Origin of the sequence: Salinadaptatus halalkaliphilus (assembly GCF_006543045.1) — an archaeon.
In the GTDB taxonomy this organism is placed as follows: domain Archaea; phylum Halobacteriota; class Halobacteria; order Halobacteriales; family Natrialbaceae; genus Salinadaptatus; species Salinadaptatus halalkaliphilus.
Genome location: NZ_RBZW01000033.1, coordinates 108,629 through 119,908, shown reverse-complemented (window position 1 = coordinate 119,908; position 11,280 = coordinate 108,629). Strand labels below are relative to the sequence as shown.

Here is an 11,280-nt window from a genome sequence, read left to right as displayed (position 1 = left end):
TGAGAATCGTATCCGATGTCTGCTGCCTGTTCATATCGCGTCCGTTGAACGCTTCCTACGAGAGAGTACCGAAATCAGCCCGGGCTAAACACATACTTTTACTGAAGACTAACGGATACTCGAGTCACGGACGAAACACGCCGTCGTGGATGTATCGACGGCTCACGACATTCGTTGACGGTGAGCTGGTCACGCGGGTCAAACCAGCAACGACGACGACACTACACCGACCACGCGAGCAGTAACTCCAGCGTTACATCGACGACGCCCTCGACGACGCCCGGTCCAATCGCCTTTTACGGGCGTAGCGTCTACGACGCGGTATGACTGATATTCCGGACCGCGTTCCGACGGCCTGTCCGTCGTGTTCGCCGGACCTCGAGACGGTCCACGAAGTGCTGACTGCCTCCGAAGGCGGTGGCACCGTCACCGTCCGCTGTAGCGAGTGTAGCCACGTCCACAAGATCCAGCCAGAGCGTACGCCCGAGACCACCCTCGATGTCGTCGTCTCCCAGGACGGCGAGTCGTTCACCGCACAGGTCACCACGCCCGAAGACGAGTCCGTCGAAACCGGCGACGAGTTCATCTTAGAGACCCAGGAGGTACTCTCGACGGTTCGGGTGACCAGCCTCGAGCTCGAGGGCCACCGCCGAACTGAGGAGGCCCCCGCCGAGGACGTCGAGACGGTCTGGACTCGCGAGGTCGACAACGTCGCGGTCGACGTCACGATCCATCCACAGGACGGCTCGCGTGACGACAGCCGCAGCGTCACGGTCTATGTCCCCGGCGACTACGAGTTCGAGGTCGGCGCGATCGAAACCTTCGACGACGACGAGTTCGAGATCGACGCCTACGTCGTCCGCGACGACGCGACGGGCTACGAACGGGACCGCTACGAGATCGAGGGCGATACCGTTCTCGCGAAAGACGCCAAACGGGTCTACGCCTACGATCAGCAGACCAGCGCCTGGTCGGCCTGGTAACGCCGGCGACGGGCCGCCGATTCGCGGTTCGCTCTTTCTGAACGGCTGCTCGGCCGTATCTCGCAAAAATAGCTGTTACCGCCCGAGATCCTCGTGTGCGCTCGCGAGATGTCGCGAGGAGAGCGCGCCCAGCAGGGAGAGTTCGCCGGCGAGTGCGCCGACGGCGATGACCTCCGCGAGCGCGTCGGCGTTCGAACCCGCCGGGTCGCCACCGCCGGCCAAGCCGAGCACCTCGAGGGCCTCGGTCTGGGTCGGCAGTTTCGTTCCGCCGCCGACGGTCCCGACCTCGAGGGAGGCCAGTGAGACCGAGGCGTAGAGATCGGTGGTGCCGTCCTCGCGCTCGCGGGTGTCCATCGTCGTGATCGTGTTCGCGGCCTCGACGACCTGGGCCTCGTCCTGGCCGGTCGCGAGGAAGGCGGCGGCGACGACATTGGCGGCGTGGGCGTTGAACCCGAGTGCGCCCGCCTTGGCACTGCCGGTCAGGTTCTTGCGCGTGTTCGCCTCTGCGATGGCCTCGGGAGTCGTGTGCAGACGGTCCTCGACGAGTTTACCGGAGATCACGACGTCGGCGGTGACCGAACGGCCCCGGCCTTCGATCGCGTTGATCGCGGCGGGTTTCTTGTCCGAACACATGTTGCCCGAGAGGGCGACGAGCGAGGCCGGTGTCTCCGCCTCGACGATCTCGCAGGCCTCGCCGGTCGCGATGGTGGCCATGTTCATTCCCATCGCGTCTTTGGTGTCGTAGGCAAACCGCAGGAAAACCGAGTCGGCGACGACGTAGGGCTCGACCCCTACCAACTCGCCGTGGCTCGTCGTCGACTCCGCGGCCTTGCGCAAGGCCTCGGTGTTTTCGTTTACCCACTCCACCGTCCGAGCGGCCTCGGCGACGCCGCCAACTCGAAATACTGGCGCTCGAGTCATCCCGTTTTTCGTCACGCGGGCGGTGGCCCCACCCGCCGACCGAATAATGCCGAGGCCGCGGTTGACCGACGCTAGCAACGCCCCTTCGGTCGTCGCCATCGGCAGGTAGTACTCGCCCTCGGCTGCGCCGCCCTCGTTCGGCGCGGACTCGTCGGCGTCTGTCGCTTCGCCGTCGCTCGAGTCGCCGTCTGTAGCCCCGTCCGACGACTCGTCGCCGTTGACGGGCACTGGCCCGACGACGCCCATCGGGATCTGGGCCGCCCCGATCATGTTCTCGACGTTCGGCTCGGCGGCTTCGGCGGGGAACGTGTAGTCGCCGATCGCCTCGAGGTCCGTTTCGGTTGCGTCCTCGAGCACCAGCCGTCTGGCTTCGGCGGCGGTGTCGTGGTCGGCGTGGTTCTCGAGTTCGTGGATGCGAAGGTCGCCCTCGCGGACGCGGTCGGCGAGGTCGTCGGCTGCTGTCATGGCTCAGTGGAGACAGCGGGCGCTCCTAAGGGTTGCTGATTCCGGCTGCCGCCGTCGGCTGGCCACGTTACGTCGACTCCGTCTCGGTGGTGATGGCACGCGAGCGGAAGCCGGCGACGAACTCGTAGCAGACCAGCGCGACGAACGCGCCGGCGCCGATGACCAGGATCAGCACGTGTTGCAGCGCCTCGAGGTCGCCGAAGACGGCGAGTCCGCGTCCCGGTTCGGGATCGGCGAATCCGAGTGCGAACAGCCCCAGCAGGATGACGCCTACCCGAACCCTGGTCCGTGGCGAGATGTCGTCGTCGGTCGCGGCGAGATACAGCTGCGGGGCGAGGACGGCCAACCCGGCCACCAGCAGAAACGATAGCAGGGGCTGGTCGAGGACGGCGACGCCGAACGCGGACTCGAGAGCGAGGGCAGCGGCGAGTGCGACGCCGAGAGCGGCCAGCGAGGCGAGGATGACGCGGGTATCGCGGGCAAGCATACTGTCCTGTCGTCTCGTGTGCATATCTATGTTCTCCTCCATCTCTGTTTTCCCCTCGGACCGTATTCCTGGTTTCTACAGACGGAGCAGGCTGAGTGCCTCGGGATTGACCCCGTGGCGGTTCACAGTCCTCTAGATATGCGTGACAGCCACTGATTCGTGTCATTGTGAACTGTTATCCGGACGATTGTGGTACCGATAGCCATGGGATCGAACGCGCGGAAGGGATCGACTGCCGTGGCGCTCGAGGACGTCGGCCGAACGTACCAGTTGGCCGAACCCGTCCACGCGGTCGATGGCGTCTCGCTGGAACTGGAGAACGGCTCGTTTACCGCGGTGATGGGACCGAGCGGGTCGGGAAAAAGCACGCTGATGAACCTGATCGGCTGTCTCGATACGCCGACGGCGGGCGGGATCGAGATCGGCGGTAATCCGGTTGCAAACCTGTCGAACGCCGAGCGAGCACGCCTGCGCGGCACCGAGATCGGGTTCGTCTTCCAGACGTTCAACCTCATGCCCCGACTGACCGCCGCCGAGAACGTCTCCCTGCCGTTGGTGTTTCACGACGACGTCGACCAGGATCGCCGGGAACGGGCACGAGAGCTCCTCGAGCGCGTCGGGCTCGGCGACCGACTCGATCACGTCCCCAGCGAACTTTCGGGTGGCCAACGCCAGCGGGTCGCGCTCGCTCGAGCGCTGGTCAACGAGCCGACGCTGGTACTCGCCGACGAACCGACGGGGAACCTCGATACCGACACCGAGGCCGAAATCATGGATCTGCTCGTCGAGTTAAACGAGGCGGGGACGACGCTGCTGGTGGTCACCCACGAGCGGACCGTCGCCGAGTACGCAGACCACGTCGTCCACCTGCTCGACGGCCACCTCGAGGATATAGAGCATCTGGGCTCGGCTCGTGACGTGACCGTTCCTGGAGACGCGATCGACGAGGGCACCAGCGAGTCGGGAGACGCCAGCGAGTCGAGTGATGCGAGTGAGCCGGGAGACGCCAGCACCGGCACCGAGAGCGCGCCATGAATCTCCGCGAGAGCCTCCGTATCAGCTGGCGCTCGATCACCTCACACAAGCTTCGATCGACGCTGACGACGATCGGCGTGATCATCGGTATCGCCGCCGTGATCACCTTCATGGTGCTTGGGTCGGGCTTTTCGGCGAGCATCATCGGCGATATCGAAGCCGATCAAGAGCCCGTGATGATCGTCCAGACCCAGACCGAGCCCGAGGGCGGCGTCGGCATCGTCCCCGTCGAGACACCGATCTATACCGAGAGCGATATCGAAGCGCTCGAGGGCCAGGAGGGTGTCTCGTTCGTTGCGCCGGAGGGATCGCTGGATGTCGTCCAGACGGCGACGGACGACGAACAGATAACCGGGGTCGTCTCGACGGAGGCGACGACGGCCGACAGTTTCGAGCACTCGACGTTCGTCGACGGCGAACCGTTCGGCGGCGAGGACGAGGCCGTCATCAACGAACCGGCGAGCCAGGTCTTCGAGGAGAACGTCTCGACGGGCGACGAACTCACGCTCACGTTCGAAGACGGCGAGACGGCGACCGTCACCGTAAGCGGTGTCGTCGAGGCAGATTTCGGCGAGCAGACGCCGCCCCAGGTCTTCGTCCCGACGGACCCCTACTACACGACGACGATCGAGACGCCCGACGGCGACGAGGAGCGGGCCTATCCGATGCTCGTCGTCGGTGCCGAGAGCTTCGAGACGGTCGATCCCGCTCAAGCGGCGGTCGTCGACTACATCGAAGCGGAGTCCCACGCAGCGGAACTAAAGGGTGACGACGACGAAATTCAGGTTCAAACCGTCGAGGACGCCATCGAGCAGTTCACCGATATCGTCGACCAACTGACGCTGTTTATCGGCGCCGTCGCCGCCATCGCCCTCGTCGTCGGCTCGATCGGCATCGCCAACATCATGATCGTCAGCGTCACCGAACGCACCCGCGAGATCGGCATCATGAAAGCGGTCGGTGCCCGCCGACGGGACATCATGCAGCTGTTTCTCGTCGAATCCGTCGTCCTCGGCATCATCGGCGCGATCGGCGGCGTCGCACTCGGGCTCGGCGCCGGTTACCTCGGGGTACGGGCCCTCGAGTGGCCGATGGCCTACCCGGTCGACTGGATCGTCCTCGCTATCGCCGTCGGGATCGGCGTGGGTATCGTCTCCGGGCTGTACCCCGCCTGGCGCGGGGCCAAAGTGGATCCGATCGAGGCGCTCCGTCGGGAGTGACCGAGCTGTTGCCGCCCACAGCGGTCAGTCTCATACGGGTTACTGTCCGTCAGTTCCGGCACAACCGCTGTCCGGGTTGCGGTTGCACCGGTTGACTCGCTTCGCTCCTCGACCGAGGCTCGTCTCACACAGTTCGACTCACCGCCGGGACATCGGTACAGCAATCCGTCTCACTCCCGGTTTGGGGGTCGCGAGATGTCACGCTCGGCGACGGCCTCGAGCAATCGGACGAGTGACTCACTCGCTAGCTCGAGCAGCGCTTCGCCTCGCCCCTCGGTGCCCTCCGTCGGATCGCCGACGACGCCGTTGTCGCTAAACTCAGCCGTGTCGTACGTGAGGTTCGTCTGACTCACCCACTCACCCCAGCCATCGGCAGCGCCGGCACTGGCCGCTTCGATTCGGTCCTCGTCGACGAGCTCCGGCTCGCAGTGTCGAAGGAGTGCCGTTTCCAAGGGGCCGCCGTGGCCCATGTCGCTCGAGTGCTCGCCGACGGCCTCGAACCAGGTAAACGGGACGGCGTAGGCCGTCCCCTCGCGGGTCACGCGCGCGCCGACCTCGCGGAGGGCGTCGACGTTGCCGCCGTGGCCGTTGACGAGGACGACCCGATCGAAGCCGTGGTGGGCCAGACTCGCGACGACCTCGCTGACGTAGTTCCGGAAGGTCTCCGGCGAAACCCACATCGTGCCCGGAAACTGCCGGTGTTCCTCGGCGATGCCGACCGGAATCGGTGGCGCGCGGACGACCTCGCGGTCGAATTCCTCGAGCGCGGCGTCGGCGACTGCTTCGGCCGTCACGATGTCGGTCCCCAGCGGTGCGTGAGGGCCGTGTTGTTCCGTGCTGCCGACGGGAACGACCGCGAGGTCGGTCTCCGCGTCGCGAACGTCGGTCCAGGATGCCGACCGAAGATCCATACGGAGGTCGATGGGCGGTCGTCTCTTGTAACCATCGTCCGTGGGCAGTCTTCGTGTCAACTACCCTACCATACTTCGCTCACCCTGACGGGTTCGCTCGTTGAGGGAGGGGCTTGTCCGTGGACTCGGCCTCTGACTCGTCAGAGTACGGAGTGTATCCCCGATTCGGCGTCACCGTCCCGGACTTCAGGGCGTATTGAAGTCAGCGTTCGACGATCTCGATCGCGGTCCGATCGGCGAGCCCTCGAGCAGCCGCATCCCCCCTCGAGAGACGGGCCGCGATCGTGTACGTTCCCGGTTCGACCGGCTTCCATTCCCGGTCTCGGACCCGTACTCGCTGGCTCCACCGGCGGTGAAATCGTTTCCGCTCGCCGCGATCAAAGTGGATCGAGCCGGGTCGATCGGGAACGTCTCGAGCGTCGACCGGCTCGCCGTCGACGGTCCACGTCCAGACGTTCGGCGAGTCCGTTCGCAACCTGATGGGGACCGGCAATCGATTCCGAAGGTCGATCTCGACCGCGACGGGATCGCCGCGGTGATAGACGTCCGCGTCGGTTCGAACGCTGACGGTAATCGCTCGAGTCCGCAGCCGTCGCGGGAGGAGGGCGTGACTCAGCGCCGCCCAGTCGATCGTTCGCGACTCGCCGGCCCCGGTCATCGCGTCGAGGCTCGCACGCGGCGGGCAAAAACGCATCGCCCCGGGCTGGATGGACGAACCGGGCGGTCCTGGCTGGCGAGTCGGTAGGCGTAGCTCACCGCCGACCGATCGGGGCTCACTCCGACGGGCGGGATCGTCGGTCGCCGGCGCGGTCGTCGTCGAACCGATGACACGCGACCCGATGATCTCCCTCGGCCTGTAACTCGGGCTCGATCGTTTCACACGGCGTTTCGAACGCCGCCCCAAGCTGCTCGCTTGCGCCGCCGACGTTCCCTGCGACGATGGCCTCGAGCGCCCGCTCGAGAATCGCCTCGGCCTCGGGATCGGCGAGCGGCGATGGGATGTCGAACCGATCGCGGATCGCCTCGGTCGTTCCGGTGGCGGTATCGCCGTGGCGCCCGTCTCGAGGAACGAGCGACTCGAGCCAGTCGTCTTCGCCCACCTCGAGTCGCTTGCGAAGCGTCAACATGGATCGAAACGCCGCCGGCTCGAGGTCGAACTCGTCCGGCGGGATGACCACGGGACAGCGGGTATGAAACCGGCAGCCGGCGGGCGGATCGATCGGTGAGGGGACGTCGCCCTCGAGGACGATCCGCTCGCCGGTCCAGCACGGGTCGGGTTCGGGGATCGCCGACAGCAGCGCCTCAGTGTAGGGGTGGGCGGCGTCCTCGAAGAGGGCGTCGGACGGGCCGATGTCGACGATCTCGCCGAGGTACATGACGGCGATGCGGTCGGCGACGTGCTCGACCACCGAGAGGTCGTGGCTGACGACCAGATACGAGAGGCCGAACTCGTCTTGCAGGTCGGCGAGCAGGTTGCAAATCCTGGCCTGTTCGGAGGCGTCGAGTGCGGAGACGGGCTCGTCACAGACGAGGAGTTCGGGTTCGACCGCGAGTGCGCGAGCGAGTGCGATCCGCTGGCGCTGTCCGCCGGAGAAGGCGTGTGGATAGCGATTCGCGGTGAGGGGATCGAGCCCCACGCGTTCGAGCAGCGTCGCGACGCGGTCGTCTCGACGGTCCGCCGGGACGATATCGTGGATCGCGAGGGGCTCGCTGACGATATCGGTGACCGGCTGCTGTGGGTTCAGGCTGGCGAGGGGGTCCTGGAAGAGATACTGGACGTTCGTCCGGAGCGCCGCCCGTGACCACGCCGCGAGGGGTTTGTCGCGATAGGTGACCGAGCCGCTGGTCGGCTCACGGAGGCCGACGAGCGTCTGGGCGAGCGTCGTCTTCCCGCAGCCGCTCTCGCCGACGAGCCCGAGGGTCTCGCCCGCCGACAGCTCGAGGTCGACGCCGTCGACCGCCCGAACGGTGTCGCCGATGCCAAGCAGGCGTTCGAGGAAGCCGTCGGTCGTCGTGTAGTGGGCGGACAGATCGCTCGCCTGGAGCAGCGGGTCGGTCATCGCAGCTCACCCTCGTGAGACGGGTTGTCTACAGCGGCTGAGTCGTCGCCGGGGTCGCTCGCCGACTCGCCACAGCCGTCATCGTCGGTACTGTCGACGATCCGGACCTCGTAGTCCAGGCCCTCCTCGAGGTCGCCGGTGTGTTCGTGACAGGCCGCGGCGTGGGTCGTCGGCCCCTCGCGGTCGGGTTCACCGTCGTCGACGGGCGTGCCGGTGGCAGTGTCGACGAGTTCCGGATCGCGCCTCGCACAAACCGCCTCGGCGTAGGGACAGCGCGGGTGGAACTGACAGCCCGTCGGTCGCTGGACTCGAGTGGGCATGCGGCCGGGAATCGACGCCAGCCGGTCGCGACCGTCACCGATTCGCGGGATCGAGGCCAACAGCCCGGCAGTGTAGGGATGTTTCGGCTCGTAGAAGAGATCCTCGACCGGCCCGCGTTCGACGATTTTGCCGGCGTAGATGACGAGGACGCGTTCGCACTGATCGGCGACGACGCCCAGATCGTGGCTCACGAGTTGAATCGCCATCTCGCCGTCGGCTGAGAGATCCTCGAGTAATTCGAGGAGTTGCGCCTGTACCGTGACGTCGAGTCCTCGCGTCGGTTCGTCGACGATCAACAGGTCGGGATCACAGGCCAGTGCTATCGCGATGATCGCGCGCTGGCACATGCCGCTAGAAAACTGGTGTGGGTAGTCCGTATACCGGCTCGCCGGCTCGGGAATGCCTACTCGCTCGAGGAGGGCGATCGATCGTTCGCGGGCGGCTGTGTCGGTGACGGTTTCGTGTGCCCGAATCGCTTCGGCGATCTGCTCGCCGACGGTGTAGGCGGGGTTGAGCGCCGCGTCGGCGTCCTGGAACGCGATCGCGATCTCGTTGCCCCGAATCTCGCGGAGTCGGGCCGACGACAGCTCGAGGAGGTTTCGGCCGTCGAAGCGAACCTCGCCCGCGACGACCTCGCCGTCCTCGAGTAGGCCGAGCAGCGCGCGGCTGGCGACGCTCTTGCCGGCGCCGCTCTCGCCGACGAGGCCGACGGTCTCGCCGGCCTCGATCTCGTAGCTCACGCCGTCGACCGCGCGGACGACGCCGTCGTCGGTGTAGAACTGAATCGTCAGGTTCTCGACCTCGAGCAGCGCCACTACCGATCCCTCCGTTCGACGTCGTGGGTTCGGGACCCCCGGTGAGCTGTACGCGACTCGCCGTCCTCGAGTCGGGGCTCGAGCGCGTCGTTGAGGCCGTCGCCGACGAGGTTGATCGCGAGGACGAACGCGAACAACGCCAGACCGGGAAAGACGGTGATATGCCAGTGGCCTTGCAGCAGCGACGAGCGACCGTCCGCGAGCATCGTCCCCCACTCGGCGCTGTCGGGTGACAGGCCCAGTCCGAGAAAGCCAAGCGCGGCGGCCGCGAGCACGACCGTCCCGACGTTCAGCGTCGCCTGGACGATCACCGGCGCGACGGCGTTGGGGACGACGTGGCGCGCGACGATTCGTCGGTCGGACGCCCCCAGCGCTTTTGCGGCGGTGACGTACTCGGCTTCCCTGACCGAGAGAATCTCGCCACGAATGAGTCTGGCGTAGGAGAGCCAACCCGTGATCACGAGGGCGGCGACGACGTTCCAGTAGCCCTGGCCGAGGACCGCCACGATCGCGATCGCGAGCACGAGAAACGGAAACGCAAAGAGGATGTCGACGACGCGCATGATCGCCTCGTCGACCCAGCCGCCGACGTAGCCGGCGATCGCACCCAGCGGCACGCCGACACAGAGCGCGAGCGCGACGGCGAGTGCGCCGATACTCAGACTGTAGCGCCCGCCGGCGAGCACCCGCGAGAACTGGTCACGGCCGGCCCAGTCGGTTCCGAAGGGGTGGGCGAGCGACGGTCCCGCGTTCGTCGGTCCGACGTACAACTCGCCCGGATCGTAGGGCGCGAGGGCAAACGGTTGCAACGTGATTCGGTAGCCAAGTGTCGTCACCTCGAGCGGCCAGGCGAAGACGGCGAGAACGGTAAGAATTGCGACGATCGCAGCCCCGAGGAGCGCCGTTCGATCCGAGCGAAAGCGCCGCCAGATGTCTCGCCACCGCGAGCGCGATCGACCGACCGATCCTTCGGTACGGGACTGCTCTCGGTCGCGTTCCACCGACCGTGGCCAGGCGGTGTCGTCCTCGAGCGACCGCTCGGTCGACGATTCGAACCCCTCGACGCGAAGGCGGCCCCGCCGGGCGGTCGGTTCGCGGTCGGTCATCGGTATCGAACCCGTGGATCGAGTGCGGCGTAGACGAGGTCGACGAGCAGATTCGCGAGCACGACGGCGACCGCGATCACGAGGACGCTCGCCTGGATCAGCGGGACGTCGCGCTGATCGACCGCGTCGACGACGAGTTGTCCCATCCCCGGCCAGGCGAACACCTGCTCGACGACGACCGCCCCATCGACGAGGATGGCGAGCTGTAAGCCAGCGACGGTGACGACCGCCGTCAACGAGTTCCGCAGGACGTGTTTCAGGACCACCGTCCGCTCGCGAAGTCCCTTCGCGCGTGCGGTCCGAACGTACGCTTTCTGTAGCTCTCGAGCCATCGACGCCCGGAGCAATCGCGTGATCAGCGCCGCGGAAGCCGTTCCGAGGGTAATCGTCGGCAACACCATGAACCACAGCATCTCGAGACTCGCCAGTCCGGCGTCGGGCGGCGTCACGCGGACCCAGCCCAGGTGAACGCCGAAGATGAACAGGAGTACGAGCCCGAGCCAGAAGTTCGGCGTCGCGATACCGGCGAGCGCGCCGAGTCGCGTGAGTTCGTCGGCGGGACGACCGTGGTTGAGGGCGGCGACGATGCCCGCTGGAATGCCGATCGCAAGCGATAGAAGCCATGCCGCCACACCGAGTGCCAGCGTTCGTGGGAGTCGCTCGGCGATCGTCGCCCCGACGTCACGGCCGGTGATCGGCGACTCGCCGAACTCGAGGGCGAGCACGTCGGTCACCCAGGCGAGGTACTGTCGCCAGATCGGGTCGTCGAGACCGTACTCCTCGCGGAGTGCGTCTCTGGCCTCGGGATCGACGCCCTGGAAGCCCGCGAGGACATCGATCGCATCCCCGGGGACGAGGTGGACGAACGAGAAGGTGATCGCGGAGACACCGACCAGTACCGGCACCGCGAGCAGCGTCCGTCTGAGCGCGTAGGTTCCGAGGCTCATGTGGCTGGT

The 11,280-nt window shown here is 66.5% G+C and carries 11 protein-coding genes and 1 pseudogene; 3 read left to right on the top strand and 9 right to left on the bottom strand.

The window, feature by feature from the left end:
* Positions 1–323 precede the first annotated feature (323 nt).
* Positions 324–983, top strand: a complete 660-nt coding sequence (locus D8Y22_RS13420; protein WP_141465208.1) for an HVO_0476 family zinc finger protein — start codon at positions 324–326, stop codon at positions 981–983.
* Between the two features lie 75 nt (positions 984–1,058).
* Here D8Y22_RS13420 and D8Y22_RS13415 read toward each other — a convergent pair whose 3' ends face one another.
* Together D8Y22_RS13415 and D8Y22_RS13410 are read right to left on the bottom strand one after the other, a co-directional pair.
* Complete coding sequence (locus D8Y22_RS13415; protein ID WP_141465207.1) at positions 1,059–2,369, bottom strand: hydroxymethylglutaryl-CoA reductase; 1,311 nt, start codon at positions 2,367–2,369, stop codon at positions 1,059–1,061.
* Positions 2,370–2,436: 67 nt separating this feature from the next.
* The gene (locus D8Y22_RS13410) at positions 2,437–2,880 is read right to left on the bottom strand and encodes a hypothetical protein (protein WP_246084438.1); all 444 of its coding nucleotides are present in this window, start codon (positions 2,878–2,880) and stop codon (positions 2,437–2,439) included.
* A gap of 180 nt (positions 2,881–3,060) precedes the next feature.
* Here D8Y22_RS13410 and D8Y22_RS13405 point away from each other — a divergent pair, with 180 nt between their 5' ends.
* Positions 3,061–3,891 carry an ABC transporter ATP-binding protein gene (locus tag D8Y22_RS13405; protein WP_141465206.1) on the top strand — a complete coding sequence of 277 codons (831 nt, stop codon included), beginning with the start codon at positions 3,061–3,063 and terminating at the stop codon, positions 3,889–3,891.
* On the top strand, positions 3,888–5,111 hold the full coding sequence (locus tag D8Y22_RS13400) for an ABC transporter permease (RefSeq protein WP_141465205.1): 1,224 nt from the start codon (positions 3,888–3,890) through the stop codon (positions 5,109–5,111). The genes D8Y22_RS13405 and D8Y22_RS13400 overlap by 4 nt, the downstream gene beginning before the upstream one ends.
* Before the next feature lie 170 nt (positions 5,112–5,281).
* Here D8Y22_RS13400 and D8Y22_RS13395 read toward each other — a convergent pair whose 3' ends face one another.
* From D8Y22_RS13395 to D8Y22_RS13365, 7 genes and pseudogenes are all read right to left on the bottom strand, one after another.
* Positions 5,282–6,022, bottom strand: a complete 741-nt coding sequence (locus tag D8Y22_RS13395) for a creatininase family protein (RefSeq protein WP_141465204.1) — start codon at positions 6,020–6,022, stop codon at positions 5,282–5,284.
* A gap of 79 nt (positions 6,023–6,101) precedes the next feature.
* A pseudogene (locus D8Y22_RS23240) lies at positions 6,102–6,221 on the bottom strand (RNA-guided endonuclease InsQ/TnpB family protein); the annotation flags it as partial.
* Positions 6,222–6,224: 3 nt separating this feature from the next.
* Entirely contained in the window at positions 6,225–6,680 is a 456-nt protein-coding gene (locus D8Y22_RS13385) for a hypothetical protein (RefSeq protein WP_141465203.1), read from the bottom strand.
* Between the two features lie 115 nt (positions 6,681–6,795).
* Positions 6,796–8,082 (bottom strand): ABC transporter ATP-binding protein, encoded by a 1,287-nt coding sequence (locus tag D8Y22_RS13380; RefSeq protein ID WP_141465202.1) that lies wholly within the window; start codon positions 8,080–8,082, stop codon positions 6,796–6,798.
* Positions 8,079–9,218 carry an ABC transporter ATP-binding protein gene (locus tag D8Y22_RS13375; RefSeq protein ID WP_141465201.1) on the bottom strand — a complete coding sequence of 380 codons (1,140 nt, stop codon included), beginning with the start codon at positions 9,216–9,218 and terminating at the stop codon, positions 8,079–8,081. The genes D8Y22_RS13380 and D8Y22_RS13375 overlap by 4 nt, the downstream gene beginning before the upstream one ends.
* Positions 9,218–10,324: an ABC transporter permease subunit gene (locus D8Y22_RS13370; protein ID WP_141465200.1), complete on the bottom strand. Its 1,107-nt coding sequence runs from the start codon at positions 10,322–10,324 to the stop codon at positions 9,218–9,220. Before D8Y22_RS13370 ends, D8Y22_RS13375 begins: the two co-directional genes overlap by 1 nt.
* A complete protein-coding gene (locus D8Y22_RS13365; protein ID WP_141465199.1) occupies positions 10,321–11,271 on the bottom strand; it encodes an ABC transporter permease in 951 nt (316 codons plus the stop codon). Before D8Y22_RS13365 ends, D8Y22_RS13370 begins: the two co-directional genes overlap by 4 nt.
* Positions 11,272–11,280: the final 9 nt, after the last annotated feature.

What these genes read in the sequence shown, in the direction of transcription:
- D8Y22_RS13420 (WP_141465208.1), top strand. Translation starts at nt 324, where the DNA reads ATGACTGATATTCCGGACCGCGTTCCGACGGCCTGTCCGTCGTGTTCG.
- D8Y22_RS13415 (WP_141465207.1), bottom strand. Translation starts at nt 2,369, where the DNA reads ATGACAGCAGCCGACGACCTCGCCGACCGCGTCCGCGAGGGCGACCTT.
- D8Y22_RS13410 (WP_246084438.1), bottom strand. Translation starts at nt 2,880, where the DNA reads ATGCACACGAGACGACAGGACAGTATGCTTGCCCGCGATACCCGCGTC.
- D8Y22_RS13405 (WP_141465206.1), top strand. Translation starts at nt 3,061, where the DNA reads ATGGGATCGAACGCGCGGAAGGGATCGACTGCCGTGGCGCTCGAGGAC.
- D8Y22_RS13400 (WP_141465205.1), top strand. Translation starts at nt 3,888, where the DNA reads ATGAATCTCCGCGAGAGCCTCCGTATCAGCTGGCGCTCGATCACCTCA.
- D8Y22_RS13395 (WP_141465204.1), bottom strand. Translation starts at nt 6,022, where the DNA reads ATGGATCTTCGGTCGGCATCCTGGACCGACGTTCGCGACGCGGAGACC.
- D8Y22_RS13385 (WP_141465203.1), bottom strand. Translation starts at nt 6,680, where the DNA reads ATGACCGGGGCCGGCGAGTCGCGAACGATCGACTGGGCGGCGCTGAGT.
- D8Y22_RS13380 (WP_141465202.1), bottom strand. Translation starts at nt 8,082, where the DNA reads ATGACCGACCCGCTGCTCCAGGCGAGCGATCTGTCCGCCCACTACACG.
- D8Y22_RS13370 (WP_141465200.1), bottom strand. Translation starts at nt 10,324, where the DNA reads ATGACCGACCGCGAACCGACCGCCCGGCGGGGCCGCCTTCGCGTCGAG.
- D8Y22_RS13365 (WP_141465199.1), bottom strand. Translation starts at nt 11,271, where the DNA reads ATGAGCCTCGGAACCTACGCGCTCAGACGGACGCTGCTCGCGGTGCCG.